This window comes from Croceicoccus naphthovorans, assembly GCF_001028705.1.
GTDB classification, from domain to species: Bacteria; Pseudomonadota; Alphaproteobacteria; order Sphingomonadales; family Sphingomonadaceae; genus Croceicoccus; species Croceicoccus naphthovorans.
In genome coordinates, this window is the sequence record NZ_CP011770.1 from 2,990,064 (window position 1) to 3,005,256 (window position 15,193).

9 protein-coding genes are annotated in these 15,193 nt (G+C 60.4%); 1 reads left to right on the top strand and 8 read right to left on the bottom strand.

From position 1 onward, the window contains the following. Positions 1 to 27: 27 nt before the first annotated feature. The 6 genes from AB433_RS14875 to AB433_RS20100 all read right to left on the bottom strand — a co-directional run bounded on the left by AB433_RS14875 (position 28) and on the right by AB433_RS20100 (position 11,926). Positions 28 to 8,247, bottom strand: coding sequence for a GH36-type glycosyl hydrolase domain-containing protein (locus AB433_RS14875; protein WP_047822103.1), 8,220 nt, complete (start codon positions 8,245 to 8,247; stop codon positions 28 to 30). Then, entirely contained in the window at positions 8,247 to 9,272 is a 1,026-nt protein-coding gene (locus AB433_RS14880; RefSeq protein ID WP_047822105.1) for a universal stress protein, read from the bottom strand. Before AB433_RS14880 ends, AB433_RS14875 begins: the two co-directional genes overlap by 1 nt. A 360-nt stretch (positions 9,273 to 9,632) precedes the next feature. Continuing rightward, positions 9,633 to 9,818: a YHS domain-containing protein gene (locus AB433_RS14885; protein WP_046904089.1), complete on the bottom strand. Its 186-nt coding sequence runs from the start codon at positions 9,816 to 9,818 to the stop codon at positions 9,633 to 9,635. 2 nt (positions 9,819 to 9,820) lie between these two features. Further along, positions 9,821 to 10,936, bottom strand: coding sequence for an NAD(P)/FAD-dependent oxidoreductase (locus tag AB433_RS20095; protein WP_082134958.1), 1,116 nt, complete (start codon positions 10,934 to 10,936; stop codon positions 9,821 to 9,823). A gap of 52 nt (positions 10,937 to 10,988) precedes the next feature. After that, entirely contained in the window at positions 10,989 to 11,642 is a 654-nt protein-coding gene (locus AB433_RS14900) for a methyltransferase family protein (RefSeq protein WP_046904092.1), read from the bottom strand. Positions 11,643 to 11,644: 2 nt separating this feature from the next. Further along, entirely contained in the window at positions 11,645 to 11,926 is a 282-nt protein-coding gene (locus AB433_RS20100) for a DUF2933 domain-containing protein (RefSeq protein WP_224199591.1), read from the bottom strand. Positions 11,927 to 12,175: 249 nt separating this feature from the next. Between AB433_RS20100 and AB433_RS14910 the strand changes: the two genes are divergently transcribed. Then, the gene (locus AB433_RS14910; RefSeq protein ID WP_082134960.1) at positions 12,176 to 13,549 is read left to right on the top strand and encodes an SAM-dependent methyltransferase; all 1,374 of its coding nucleotides are present in this window, start codon (positions 12,176 to 12,178) and stop codon (positions 13,547 to 13,549) included. A 260-nt stretch (positions 13,550 to 13,809) separates the two neighbouring features. On the opposite strand, the gene AB433_RS14915 is transcribed toward AB433_RS14910, so the two are convergent. Together AB433_RS14915 and AB433_RS14920 are read right to left on the bottom strand one after the other, a co-directional pair. Then, complete coding sequence (locus AB433_RS14915; protein WP_046904094.1) at positions 13,810 to 14,553, bottom strand: Bax inhibitor-1/YccA family protein; 744 nt, start codon at positions 14,551 to 14,553, stop codon at positions 13,810 to 13,812. A gap of 48 nt (positions 14,554 to 14,601) precedes the next feature. Beyond that, positions 14,602 to 15,141: a hypothetical protein gene (locus AB433_RS14920; protein ID WP_053059195.1), complete on the bottom strand. Its 540-nt coding sequence runs from the start codon at positions 15,139 to 15,141 to the stop codon at positions 14,602 to 14,604. Between the last annotated feature and the right edge of the window lie 52 nt (positions 15,142 to 15,193).

Genomic DNA, 15,193 nt, shown 5'->3' on the forward strand with positions numbered 1-15,193 from the left:
GCGTTTGAATAGCTCCGGGCGGAATTCTCAGGCAGGGGAGGGGTGTTGTACATTGCGTCCAACAATGCGGACCCGAAGCTCGACTGTTTCGCCATTCTTCGGGAGTACAATCCCATTCCCGGCATGAGTTTTGCCATCAACGGTGAGTTCGACGTCGGCGCAGCCAAGCCCTTGCGGATCTTCGACTTTCACTGACACCAACCCGCCACCAACCCGCAGTGTCGCGCTGAAGCCGCCCCAGGTGGGCGGGATACAGGGGTTGACGACAAGCCGGCCATCGGTCTGTTGCAACCCCAAGATGCTTCTCGTGGCGAGCTGCCATGCCCAGCCTGCGGCCCCGGTATACCAGCTCCAGCCCCCTCTGCCCGTATGTTGCTTGCCCGCAGATATGTCTCCGGCGACGGCGTAGGGCTCCAGGCGATAATGCTCGGCCTTGGCGTGATCGTCAGAGCGACGGACGGGGTTGATCATGTTGAACAGGGCAAAGGCCTTCTCGGGGTCCTTCACCCGCGCAAAGGCCATGCCCAGCCACGCGGCCGCATGCGAATACTGACCCCCATTTTCGCGAATTCCCGGGGGATAGGCCTTTATGTAACCGGGATCGATCAAGCCTTCGTCAAACGCGGGCCAGAGCAGCCTGGCCAACTGGTCTTCCTGCGAAACAAGCATATCCCATGCGGACTGGAGAGCCTCGCTCACGCGCTCTTGATCAGCCGAGGCAAAGGCCGCCCATGACTGCGCGATCGAATCGATCCTGCATTCGTCGCTTTCTGCCGAGCCGATGGGCCGCCCGTCATCATCGAACGCGCGCAAGTACCATGAGCCATCCCACGCGCTTTCTTCCGCGCGCCGTCTTATCTCGGATGCCCGTTCTTCCCATTCTTTCGCCTCGTGCATCCGACCGGTCCGGCGGCAGATGTCGGCGAAGCCTTGCGCTGTGACCGTGATAAACCATGCCAACCAGACGCTTTCGCCATGGCCCTTCGCGCCGAGGCGGTCCATTCCATCATTCCAGTCCCCGGCGCCGATCAGCGGCAGTCCATGGGCCCCGACTGCCAGAGCGCGGTGCAGTGCGCGCTCGCAGTGCTCGAACAGCGAGCCGCGCCACTCGGTCGCATCGAATTGCGCATATCGATTGGCTTCGTCGGGGGCGAGTTCATCGGCATCGAGGAACGCGACTTCCTCGTCGAGGATATCAAGGTCACCGGTCGTCGTGACATAGATGCCGACAACATAAGGCAACCAGAGTAAATCGTCGGAAAAACGCGTTCGCACGCCGCGATCAGCAGGGGGGTGCCACCAGTGCAGAACATCGCCCTCTACGAATTGATGCTGCGCGCTTTCGAGGATGTGCGCGCGAGCGAGCGCCGGCGCGGTGTGGAGAAGCGCAAGAACGTCCTGCAATTGATCGCGAAAGCCGAAGGCCCCGCTCGACTGATAGAATCCCGTGCGCGCGAGAACACGGGACGACAGCGTCTGGTAGAGCAGCCAGCGGTTGACCATGACGTCGAAAGCAGGGTCCGGGGTTGAGACTTGAAGGGCGCCGAGTGTCTCATCCCAGAAATTCTCCAGCGCTATCATTGCCGTCTCTGCCTCGTCTGGCTCACGCCAGCGCTGGGCGAGTTCCATGGCCGCATGGTGGCCTAGCCCTTGGCCGAGCACGAACAGGATTTCTTCTTCCTCGCCCGGGCCAAGATCGAGGTGTATCTGATAGGCTCCGCATGTATCGCCGCCCGCGCATACGCTGTTGGTTAGACCCCATCGCCGAAGCGCCGCGGGATCCGCCGGGTCCCCACCCCTGCCGATGAATTCGCCGCGGTCGGTCGTGAAGCCGTGCGGTGGGCGGTTTGCCGTGAGAAACGCCACCTGTCCGGCAAAATCGCTGTTCCAGCGGTTCGTTGCCGTGATGGTCTGCGTCTCGGTGTCAAAGTCGCAGACTATGTGCGGGCGTGCGATACTGGGAAGAGAGCCGAGCAGCCACTCGGCATAATAGGTTGCGGTTACGCGCCGGTGCCGGTCTTCGCAGTTGCGGATCCGCAGCCGAACGATCTTCACCGATGCATCAAGCGGTACGAACATTGTGAGCTGATGGGCCAAGCCGGCGAACCGTTTTGACCATGTAGTGTAACCCGCGCCATGCCTGACTTCGCAGGCAGCGGCATCGCCAACAGGAGCAGGCGTTATGGTCCATACCTCGCCAGTTTCCTCATCACGCAGGTAGAGTGTTTCGGAGGGACGGTCCGTGACCGGGTCGTTCGACCATGTTGTGAGACGGTTCTCGCCGCTGTTTATTGCCCAAGTATACCCCCCGCCAGCTTCGCTTACGAGCGCGCCGAAGTCACGGTTGGCGAGAATGTTGCACCACGGAGCAGGCGTCGCCTGCCCGGGTTCGACGAAGATGACATATTCGCGGCCATCCGCCGTGAACCCACCCAGACCATTGTCGTAGAGAAGGTTCGCTGAACGTTCGAGCGATGTCATCGAGGGATGCTGCGCAGCCCTTGTTGCAGAAAACAGCGGCAAGCGGTTTGGCACATCGTGCGCTTCTTCCAGCTGTTCCTGCAAACTACCCCGTGCGTCGTCGAGGGTGACACGCGCCGTGCTCTCCAGAAGGCGCACCCGATCCGCACCGATCTGATCCGCGAAAACGATATGCACGCCGCCCTTGCGTCCAAGCAGCTCCGCCATCTTCGCGCGTTGCAGCGCCTCCCTGAGCTGGTCGAGCACCGGTTCGATGTAAGCTGAGCCGGCAAGCTGGAGGATCACCAGATCCACCTCTAGTCCGTGCCGCCGCCACAATCGATGGGCGGCGAGGAGGACGGGCAGCAGGGTCGTGGTCTCACCGGCAGACCGCAGCAGAAGGATGGGGTAATCGCCGGACACGCCCATCCCCCACAAATCCGCTTGTCCGAGACTGTTCTCGTTCTTGATCGTCCGCGCGCTCGATGGGGCGTTCTGCGGATAGATGAGAGCCGAAGCGAGCTGCTGCACGACGGGCAGGTGTTCGGCTTCGATGTTCATGTGAACCAGGGAGCGTGCATTTTCGGTTGCCGTATCGTGGAGCGCCCATTCGATCGAATCGAGAGACGAATGACGCTCGGCCAGCTCGACGGCGGTTTCGCGCGACGCGGCTGCGACTGTCAGGAAACAGATTTCCCTAATCTCGAACGGCTCCAGGTCGATGAGGTGTTGAAGAGCCATGACCGGGTCCAGGGTCCACCCTTGGGTGTTCTGCACGGCTTCGGTCGCTCCTGTTGGGGAGCGCAGGCTTTCATGACGCCTGATGAAGGCGCGCCGGTCGGTTTCGAAGCGGGCATTGCGAACCGGTCCCCCGCCATCGACCGCAAAATGAAGGAGCACCGGCGGCGTGTCCTGTGGCGCGCGCGCGCGGCGCTCGAACAGCAGACCACCAAGCGATGGGACATGCTCGCTCTTGATAAACAGTTTGCTGAATGCCGGGTGCCGCTCGTCCTCGAGCGGCTCGCCGAGCACGATCTCGGCATAGGTCGTCACGCGAAGCTTGCGGTGACGGGAACTCTCGTTGATGAGCCGCAAGCGCCGCACCTCGATGTCGCTTCCGGCAAGAACGCCAATCTCGAGACGCGATACAACGCCTTGATCGCGCCGGCGAATTACTGCCTGGTGCGCATGGCATGTGACCTCGTACTCTTCCGCTTCGGACCCGGTTGGTTCGAGCGTCGCCGACCATAGCCGTCCGGTGTCTTCATCGGCGATGTAGATCCAGTAACCGTCCGCGTCGTGAGTGGCGTCGGCCACGAAGCGTGTCAGCGCCCGGTGATGCCAGCGCAGTCCGCCGCTACCGCTATCAGAGAGCCACGTCGATAAAGGCCCGTTTCCAAGCAGGAGCATTTGCGGCACGGATGCTTCGCGCCTGGGTTGCCATGACGCAGGCAGAGTGACGGGCGTTCCCCGAACCATGGAAATCGTAGGGTCGGCAAGCCTGTCAATTTCTGGTGGAATCTCGCGTGGCACCCGTTCGCTCAACAACAACATCGTGGGCCGCATTCGTGGATCTTCGGCGAAACGGCTAGCGAACCGGTCTGAGAACAGCGCATTGACGATCGCCGACAGGAGCATGCCTTGGTGGTGTGCCATATAAGCATTAACGGTCCGGGGACCGCTGCCCGGGGACCGCTCAGGCGTGAAGTCGAGCGCTTCGACCAGGCCATATCGACCGCTGCCGCCCGATCGTGTCAGCAGCCTGAGGTTCGCTACTGCCTTCTTTGGTGCAACTGCCAGTGCAAGCGCAGTTGCGTAAGGCGCGACAACCATGTCCCGCGAGAGGCCCCGTTTCAAGCCAAGTTCGGGAACGCCGAACCCTTGATACCTGTAACGGTGTTCAGGATCGCGAGCGGAATATGCCGATTCCGAGATACCCCAGGGAACGCTCTGGGCTCGCCCGTAGCGCTCCTGGACGTCGACCACCATCCGCTCGCTCTCGCCCAGCAGCGTGCCGGTGTCCGGCTTGAGCAGCAGGCGCGGCATAAGATATTCGAACATCGAGCCGTTCCAGGAGATCAGCATCGCTCCACCCTCGACGCGCCGTAACGGGCGGCCCAGATGGAACCAGTGTTCTGGCGGAACATCGCCTTTTGCGATGGCGAAAAAGCTCGCTAGCCGTGCCTCGGAAGCGAGGAGGTCATAATAATGTGTATCGGGACGTCCCAGACTGACATTGATGCCAATGCGCAGGAGGCGCCGGTGCTCGTCATAGAGAGGCGCAAACTCCATTGAATAGGCCATCTCGATTGCTTGGTCTGCGAGGCTGGACAGTTGGTCAGCCGGGATACCGCCGTTCCCCAGGTCCCGGCACATCGAACGTATCTGGTACTGCAACCGATCGACGAGCACCTCGATGTCGACCAGATGGTTCGGCGCTGCCTTTTCGGACTGCTCGCCCAGACCAAGCGCTGCCTCCATCTCCGGGATCAATACCTCGCAGATATCCTGCAGGCCGGCCATCCAGTGGGCACGGTCTTCCTCGACACCCTCCAGGCGCGACCTTAGCTGGGTGATCCAACGAGGAAGCGCTGCATCCTCAGAGTTTTGCGCGACTTGTTCGATCAGATCGATCACATCGATCAGGCCGCGCCAGCGTTGCTCCTCCATACCTTCCGCACGCCGCGCCTCACGCAAGGAAGCAGCGTAGGCGAGCAGGGCCGCCGCGAGATTGCCGCTGTCCACCGTCGAGACATATCGAGGTTCCAGCGACGCGAGCGTTCTTGTGTCGTACCAATTGTAGAAATGTCCTCGATATCGTTCCAGGCGATCGAGCGTGGCGAAAAGGTTCGCCGTCCGCGCCGCGAGTTCCGAACGGCCGATGTAACCGAGGTCCCAGGCTGCGGCTGTCGATAGCATCAACATGCCGATATTCGTCGGTGACGTGCGCTGCGCGATTTCTGCATGCGGAGCGCCCTGGTAGTTGTCCGGGGGGAGCCAATTGTCTTCCGGACCAGCGAAGGTCTCGAAGAAGAGCCAGGTCCGCCTCGCCAGGCCCCGCAGGAAGCGCCGGTCATCCTCGGCAAGCGGTTCCGCATCTTCGCGGCGTTCGCGGGCCATCGCCCAAGTGATTTCCGGCGCGGCGATCCAAAGAATGAGCAGCGGAAGGGATGCGGCCAAAGCGTCAGGTTTGATGGCGGCAAGAAGCGCCGCGAGAGCGACCGAAATAGTCGGTCCCAACCACATCTTGCGCCATATGACACCTCGCGCTCGGTTCGAGCGGAGGTCGGTGGCGGAGTGCGCGGCGCTTGTCCATTCGAGGAGGTTGCGCCGGCTTGCAAAAAGCCTCCAGAGCGTGACCGCGATCGCACGCACCGACAATATGGCGTCATCGAGCAGATAGACGACGGCCAGAAACCAGCGGCCGGCCTGATCGCGCAATTGCGGCCCCAGGCTACGCGATGTCCCACGCCGCCGTCCTGTCGCCAATCCGGTCACCAGATCGGTGAATACCTGGCCCGCTGGCATGAAGAAGGCCAGCAGGCTCCAGAACCAGGCTTGTCCCGGCAGGATGAGCCAACCCGAGATCGCCAGCAAGATCGTTGCCGGGGCAACCAGACTCCGCCTCAGATTGTCAATAATTTTCCATCGGTCGATGGCGGCGATCGGATTTGGGGATCTTGTGCCATCTGATCGCCTCACCTTGCCTGCCAGCCATGGCAGGAGCTGCCAGTCCCCGCGGATCCAGCGATGCGCGCGCCGCGCATATTCGAGGTAGTTTCCGGGAAAGCCTTCGAACAGGACGATATCGCTGGCCAGACCAACCCGGCCATGGACACCTTCGAAGAGGTCATGGCTGAGAATGGAATTTTCGGGCACGCGCCCGGCAACGCTGCGGTGGAAAGCATGAAGGTCGTAAATGCCCTTACCGACAAAAATTCCCGCGCCAAACAGGTCCTGATAGACGTTCGAGACAGCCCGGCTGTAGATGTCGATTGACGTATCGCCGGCAAAGAGCCGTGCGAACAGCGTTCGCGATCCACTCTGGGGCGAAATCTCCACCCGAGGCTGGATGATCGTATAGCCTCCAAGCAACGTTCCAGTGTCCGGATCGAACTTGGCCTGGTTTAGTGGATGGGCAAGCGTGCCGACGAGCTTTCGCACAGTGCCTGTAGGCAAGGTGGTGTCCGCATCGAGAGTGACGACGAAGCGAATATTGCGGGGTATTTCGCGCGAGCCGACATGTCGATGGAATGCTCCACCATCGCCTTCGATGAGCATGTGATTGAGCTGCTCAAGCTTTCCGCGCTTGCGCTCCCATGCGAGCCAGCACCCTTGTGCTTCACAATATTGTCGAGGGCGCATCAGCAGGTGAAACGGCTCGCTTCCCTCGCTGCGATAGCGAGTGTTGAGCGCGAGAATCTCCCTTTCTAGTGCCTGCTCGATTTGCTTGTCCCCGGCAGTGCTTTCGCTCGCCGCGTCGGCGAGATCGGCCAGGAGCACTACGTCCACCATCGGCTCGCCGTTCGAAAGCCAGTGGTTCTCCAGCTTTTCGATCAGGAAAGGCACTTCGTCCTCGCGGGCGATCACGACCGGGACCGCAATCAGCGTAGCGCAGTCCTCCGGCAGCCCGTCACCAAAGTCGAGTTTGAAAAGAACTCGCGGTGGCAAGAGACGCGTGATCGACCAATGCAAGAAAGTGATCGCGACAACCGAGGCGGGAATGAGCGACAAGGACAAGCCGGCGAACCATCCCGTCGCGCCTGCGTCAGCGGCGTCGAGATATATCGCTGGCAGCAATAGGGCCCAGACAAGGAGCCCGATGAGCGAAACGAAGTAGACCGGGCCAGGATGGCGCAAGGCATAGTCCAGAAGCCGAACCCGAGCCGGGAATACCGCTCCCGTCTGTTGCCGGAATGCCCGGCGTCCTTCACCGGCGAGCCAGAATCCGACGTGATGAGATCGGTCGTCAGGCAAAGCAGCGCGGCTTGCTTGGATCGCCTCGAGTGCGACATCGGTCTCGGATAAATCGCCATATTCCGCCAGTTCTTCAACCGCGCGGCGATAGCGATCGCGGCTATCGAAATCCATCTGCCCGTAATATCCGGATGGGTCGTTTCGCAAGATCTGTTCTACCGGACTTACGTCGTCGAACAAATCCTCCCACGAGATGGCATCAAGGGTACTGAGATTGGCGATCGCGCGTGCGACCCGTTCATTTGCTTCCAGTGCATGCGCCTCGCCTGCCCATGAGGTGGTCGCGACGGGCACGTCGAGCTGATCGCACAGCAGGGTCGACAGGGTTTCCACGAGGATCTCGACGCAAGCGATGCGAAGCATGGCCGGGAACGCCCAGAGTTCTCCGATGCGGAGCGGCGCCGTGCGCTGATAAGCGATCAGGAACCGGCTCAGGGCCGATGCCGAAACCTGCATTCGGCTCAGTTCGAGAAAACGGTGCGCGAGCACGAAGGCACGCGGGAAGCCAATGGTTTCTTCACCCTCGAGGGCTGGCAGTTTGCTATAGAAGCCGGTCGGCAGATCCTGTTTGATCTGCCTCAGCGCGCGCTGGACCACATAGTCATTGTCGAGCAACCATTCCGCCGCCTTGCTGGCTTCGGCCCCAGCCTTGGCGCATGCCAGGCAAGCCGCACGCAGCCACTCGAGGATGGCATCGGTTCCCGTGCGAGCGGGAATCTCTTGCGCTGCTTGCGGGGATATCCGGTCCTCCTCGGCAAACTGGATTGCAGCATGATCGAGCGCCGAGAAATCGCTATTAATGTCCGACATCAGCTGGCGAATTCAGTTTCCGCAGCGAGGGCCTCGAACATGAAGCCAGAGCGGCCCGGTTTGGCCAATGGAATCCGAAGGTCCGGTTGGACGATGAATGTCGGGCAGGGCGCACTTTTCGCCAGAGCGCCGGCGACACTTCCGTAGGGCGCGCTGGCAAGGTTGGTCTGGCCATGGGAAGCGACCACAACAAGGTCGATTTCGAGGCGGGATGCGATCAGATTGAGCCGCTCGCACGTTTCGCTGTCGGTTCCGAAATACACGGTAGCGTCGATGCCTTGCCGCAGGAGCCTCAACTTCCATGTTTCGAGATAGTTGCGGGCGCGCGCGGAGGTATTGCTCCTATTGGAACCGGCCTGTGTTTCGAGTGAGGGCAACTCGGCGGTTGGAGAAACAATGTGCGCCAGGATCACTTGCGCTTCTAGCGACTGGGCAAGCCTTGTGACAACCGGCAGCACGCTCTCGGAATTGGGCGATCCATCAAGCGGCACCAGAAGTCTGCGGTACTCGGCCGAACATTTCCTTTCGCGTCCCGAAGGAAGTAGAAGCATGGATGCTGCGCCGCTTTTCAGCAGCCGGTCGGCGGTGGTGCCCAGGCCTGAATGTGGACCTCGCCCGCTATGCCGCGCGAGGACGAGGACCGACCCGCGATGACCCTCCGCCCAGTCTATCAGCCGTTCATGGGCGGTCCCCGGGAGAACAACGGGCAGCACATCCGAGACCGTCTCGCTTGCCTCCCCAATAAGCTCGCCTATGCCGTCGCGGCATTCGGTGAAGCGCAGGTTCCACTCGATCGGGTCGGCAGGAAGAACCCCATGCGGGGCCGTTTCAACGATCTGGGCAAAGCCAAGCTGCAGGTCGAGAGCTTTCGCGATTGCGCGCGCGTGCCGTGTCACTTCGAGGCGGTTCATGTCTTCGTCCAGACAAGCAAGAATTTGCGGCGCTTGGCTAGAAAAGCGGGTGCGTTCGTCTCCAACCGGCGACCTCAGCACCGTGCTGGCACGTGATCGGGTATTCGTCGACATGGCAGTACGCTCCGGCATCATCGTTTCGCCCAGGCAATCATGCCTGGTGCCCCCGCGAATGGATTTTATGGCACATCGGCCATCAGACGCAGGAAGCACCGGCATGGTCTCACCAGCCTCATGCAGGGCAGCGAGACTTCTTCTCGAAAGCCGGCCGATCGGGGAAGGCCGACATATACTTGGACGCGAGCGGCACTGATCAATTACACCCGCACCATTGGTTCGCGTGCGGTCTCGCGTTCCAAGATCGAACCGGGATTATCGATCGGTGGAGGCTCTGGCCCGGCGGGGCATCTTGCTCACCAGACTGCGCGCAAGGGTCGATGCGCATTCGCCTCCAAGCGAAGAGGCTCTGCCCTGTCAGGGCTGCGCAATGTGCGCCGGCGGCCCGCCTTGCTGCCGATCAATGTATTTCTCGGGGCGCTGATCGAAGCGCCGCACGCACTGAGCCGAGCAGAAGAAATAAGACCATCCCAAAAATTCGCGGTGGGCCTCGACGGTCTCTAGCGGAATGCTACGCTGGCATACTGGATCGGTCACCTGCATCGTCAGAACGCCGTTCCATGTTCGCACCACACGCAATTGCAGTCCTGATGGTCGCAACTTGGGTCATGTAAGCCCCTGCGCAGGCGACGTTCTGCAGCGGGGAAGAGCATAGCGTGGAGAGATGATGCCGCATACAGCTTGTGCAGCCTCTCTCCCGTACTGGCTTGCATCAGTTTCGCTGTCACCCAATGGCGTCCTGTCGTTCCGATGCTGTTGAAGACAAAACGATTGACGATGCCCGCTTTCATTCTCGGTAAAAGCAAACGGCGCCACAATTGCTCATAGCTTCGATTTTCGAGGATGCTTTGTGCAGCGAGCGCGCCCGAAGTGATTGAATAGCGTAAACCAAACCCCGCAAGGGCATCTTGGAAACCAGCATGCTCGCCCGCAACCGGATGGCGCCCCTGGACTGCGCTTCTTGGGAGTCGCAGATTTCCATAACCGCCGAAGGCTTGTTCGTTACGCATCACGAGCCCGACTTTCTCCCGGAAGAAATCACAGGTTCGCTCGACAAATTCCTGTTGCCGTTTGAAGCCGCTAAAAAGACACGCTGCGATAGTCCCGCGGCCTTGATGGACGAGGAGATAGGCATAGCCTCGCGGTGCCAAACGGTCGTCGAAGGCAATGTAAGCTCCATCTTCACACTCGGTTTCGAATACATATCCCGAGGCGATAATATCGGCTTTGCGCGGTCCCCCGGCGAGGATCGTTTCTCCCTCGGTTTCGCGAACGCGACTCCCGAAATGGACCCGCACACCAAGCGCCTCTGCCTGCTTGAGGAGCCCATACTCGAGGCTTTGCACCGATCCGCCGCGCTCAACGAGATAATAGAGTGGGCGGCGCGCTGAAATCTCGTGCCGCCGTCCGCGCGCATCGAAACCCGTGCCTGTCCGGACTGGATGGGCCAGGAAGTTGATATCGATCCCCCAGCTTTGGAGTTCGCACAGCGTATCCTCGTCGCAGCTCCAGTTTTCAAGGCCCTGGAAATCGCCGTGAAACCGCGCCCCGACGTGGCGGTGCCATTCGTGAAGCTCGACATCCCTTCCGCCTTTGGCGAGCACGATCGCCGCGGCGAGACCCGCCGGACCTGCGCCGACCACTGTAACGGCTGCGCTCATTAGGTCAGGTCAGTCGCGAACCGCGCCCCGGCAGGAATGGAGCAAGTTATTGTCACCTCCCTGGCTTGGCGGAGACGAGCGTGCGAAACTTCGGGAAAAACCGGGGAACGCGTGCTGCGTACTGACGATAGCGTTCGCCGAACTCGGCGAGTGCCTCTCGCTCCTCCCGCAGCGACAGCCGCCAGTACATGAGGAGGAGGATCGGGAACATGGCCAGCGTAAGTATGGTCGGCCACTGAACCAGAAAGCCCAGCATGATGAGGACGAAACCGACATATTGCGGGTGGCGGATGCGAGCATAAGGTCCTTCGGTTGCAAGTGCCCCCCCCTTCTGTGCCTGATAGAGCACGCGCCACGCGGCCGACAAAAGGATGAAACCACCTCCGATCAATCCAAAACTGAGGAGGTGGAACGGACCGAAATGCGGATTGCCGCGCCAGCCAAACAGCATTTCGAGCAAATGACCGGAATCGTGCGCGAACCAGTCAACCGACGGATAATTGCTCTGCAGCCATCCGGACAGGAAGTAGATGGTAAGCGGGAAGCCGTACATCTCGGTGAAAAGCGCCACGAGAAAGGCGCTGAACGCCCCAAAGGAGCGCCAATCGCGGCCCGATTTCGGCTTGAAAAAGCTGAACGCAAAAAGAATGAAGATCGCCGAGTTGAAGGCGACCAATATCCAAAGTCCGTATGCGGAATCGTGCATCGTCAGCGCACTCCTCTTTCGTTGCCCGGCCGGTCATTAGCCGCATAGCGGGAGGCAGTTTTCTTGGACGCGCTATCGGTTGTCTGGTCATGTGCGCCATGGTGCCCGGAAGGTGGTGTATCGGCCTGGCCATGCCCGCCGTGTCCGCCATGCCCACCGTGCATGAAGAGGTGGATGCCCACGCAAAACGCCAGGATCAATCCGAGCAGATAATAGTCGCCGGGGATATGGGCCTGATGCTCGAACAGCAGCAGAAACCCGGCGGCGAGAAGAAACACGATCACCGTTATTCCCGCGCGCGTTCCAAAAAATGGCCGATCCGGACCACTTGTCCCCTTTCGCATAGTTATTCCTCCATCGCAGCGCCGCGCCTCGTTTGGCGGCGCTTCAAGAAGTAGACGCAGAGGCGGCCGCGTTCTTACAGAGAGGCTTTCTTATGGTGCCCGAAACCACCCACGCCGGACTTGGAAGTGTAAGTTGATCACCGACCGCTCGTCTTTGGGAACACAATCATTCAAGACCTGAGAGGCGGTATGACCCAGAGACAACGAGGAAAATCAGCGCGTCACGAACTTGGTTTGCGTGCATTGAAGCCGGCCTTGCGCGCCGTCGTGAAGGCTGGTCGACTTACAGTCATCGGTGCTCACGCGACGCGACTGGTCATCGATTCGGGTGCACCAGGGCCCTCGGTTGCGATCAAGCTTCATAGCGCTGCGCTGCCGTTCAAGCTTCTCTCGCGCCCCTCGCTTGCGCTCGGCGAGGCCTATATGGATGGGTCCCTCACTGTGGAGGGCGGATCCATTCGCGATCTCCTTGCAATTGTTACTTCCGGGCTCGACGGACTTGATGAATTGCCGATCGAACGCCTCCGCGCACCGCTCGCGCGCATAGCCACCCGTCTCACAGGCAACCGGCGCCGTAAAGCGGCCAGAAACGTCGCGCGTCATTACGACCTTTCGAACGAGTTCTATGCACTCTTCCTCGACGAAGACTGGCAATACTCGTGTGCCTATTTTTGCGAAGGTTGTTCCTCGCTAGAGGACGCTCAAGCCGCAAAGCGCTCCCATATTGGTCAAAAGCTGATGGTAGGTGAAGGCATGAGCGTCCTTGACATTGGCTGTGGCTGGGGCGGCCTCGCGATCGAATTGGCAAAGCAGGGCGCGGCCGAAGTGTTAGGCATCAGCCTTTCGCAAGAGCAACTGACGCTGGCGCGCCAGCGCGCCGAGGAGGCTGGGTTTGCAGAAGAGGCGCGGTTCGATTTCTGCGACTACCGCGACCTTCAGGGTGAATTCGATCGTATTGTCTCGGTAGGCATGTTCGAACATGTCGGTCCCGCCAGCTACGGGTCCTTTTTCAGAGCCATCGAAGAGCATCTTGCTCCGGACGGGGTCGCCGTCGTCCACTCGATCGGGAGAATGGCTCCCCCGGGCGGAAAGGATCCCTGGGTCGACAAGTACATCTTTCCCGGCGGCTACATCCCGTCGCTGTCAGAGACCCTGTCCGTCGTCGAGCGCATGGGCCTGTGGGTTACCGATATCGAGATCCTGAGGCTGCACTATGCGGAAACGCTGGCGCATTGGTACGAGCGCTTTCAATCGCGCCGCGAAAAGGCGCTCGAACTCTTCGACGAGCGCTTCTGCCGGATGTGGGAGTATTATCTCGCCGCCTGCGAAATGATGTTTCGCAATGGCAATCTTATGGTTTTCCAGCTCCAGCTTGCGCACAAGCGGGACGCGGTCCCGCTGACGCGTGAATATCTCTACGCCCCACGCGATCAAAGCGCCGTGCCGCGCGATGCAGGCGGGAACCATTTGCGCTGCAGCTGCTCAGCTCGCTCGCGTTTGCTTGGGACGTCGAACTCCGAAGGGGTTCCACCGATGCGCTACGATGGTTCGTCGACCAGCTGAGGTTGAACGGCAGAACAAAGGCACGTCCGGTAAGAGTCGAGCCGCTTGTGAGGGTGCAATTCGCAAGCGGTTGCGAAGCACAGCATCTGCGGTGCTGCCAGCGATGCGAAATTAATTGCTGATCGAAAGCATTTGTACGACCCGTCTGCGTAGTATCGCCGAGCCAACGGTTCGAAACGAACCCACGCTTCGGATCGCGCCCATCCGTGCCGTGCCTGTTCTGGCATTTGAACTGCTCGCACGAGCCGCGGCAGATTGCCTCAGCGGCGCTCTCCCATCAGGCGAAGCAGGAACAGGAACAGATTGATGAAATCGAGATAGAGCGTCAGGGCGCCCAGTACGATGGCCTTGCCGCGAAACTCGGTCTGCCCGACCTGGAAATAGATGTTTCTGATCTTCTGCGTGTCATAGGCAGTCAGGCCCGCGAAGATAAGCACGCCCAGACCGCTGACAATCAGGTCCATTGTCGAGGATTGGAGGAACATATTGACGACCAGGGCAACGAGCAGGCCGACAACCCCCATGATCAAAAAGGCGCCCCAGGCCGATAGATCTTTCTTGGTTGTATATCCCCACAGGCTCAGGCCGCCAAAGGCAGAGGCGGCGGCGAAAAAGGTCCGGGCGATGCTCACCCCGGTATAGGCGAGGAATACGGTCGATAGCGACACGCCCATGAGTGCCGCATAGCTCCAGAACAGCGTTTTCGCGGTCCTTTCCGAGAAACGATTGATCCCAAATCCCAAGGCAAAGACAATGGCCAGGGGTGCAAAGATGGCGATCCAGCCCAGCACCGTTGGCGCGCCGGTAGCGGAAAAGAAGATCTCGCGAATGCTGGCGGTATTCGCGACCCAAAGTCCGACGATACCGGTAAGAAGCAATCCGCTCGTCATGTAATTATAGACGCCGAGCATGTATGATCGCAGCCCCGCGTCAAACGTCCCCGAGGGAACCGATTGAGGGGTAGAGGCGCGATCAAAGCTTGTCGCGGATCGGTGGTCTTCCATAAGAAGAATTCCCTTTCTTGCGCGGATCGGCACCTCGCGGCCCGATCGTTAGTCGTGGGTATAGGTAAAGTGCGCCGTGACGGCGGGGACCCGGTGCATTCTTGGCGGCGTATTCTTGGACGGGGAGGATTGCATATGCGGGGGGCGTTCGACCTCGATCCCGATCCGGTATTTGATGCCGCGTTGGAATGTCGTGAAACCACCGAAAGTGAGCGCGCCGGCGACGGTCATGGGTTCCAGACGGATCGTTCGCTGCAAACCGCCGGGCTCGGTGATATGCGCCCTGACCTTCGCATCGGTTATCCGGGCGCCGGAAGCCTCGTCGAAAACGGCCGCAACGATATGCATGCTGTGCGAACCGGCGGGCACGCCGCCGTGCATCCTCGCTTCGGGGTGGCTCTTGGCGTGGCCGCGCACTGTCGCGGCAGGCACCACGCCCAGATACATCACTAACCCGTCCGCGGTCCTGACACCATCGACCACCCCTGCGTGACTGTTGGTCGGCGCCATGACCGCTGCGAACATACCTGCCGCTGCAACCAGCGCGATTGCTGACCGAATGTGTTTCGAAATCATATCGGGCTCCATTTGCGTGAAAGGTAAGACGCATGGGGAGGACGGAAATTACATCGCGCGGGCG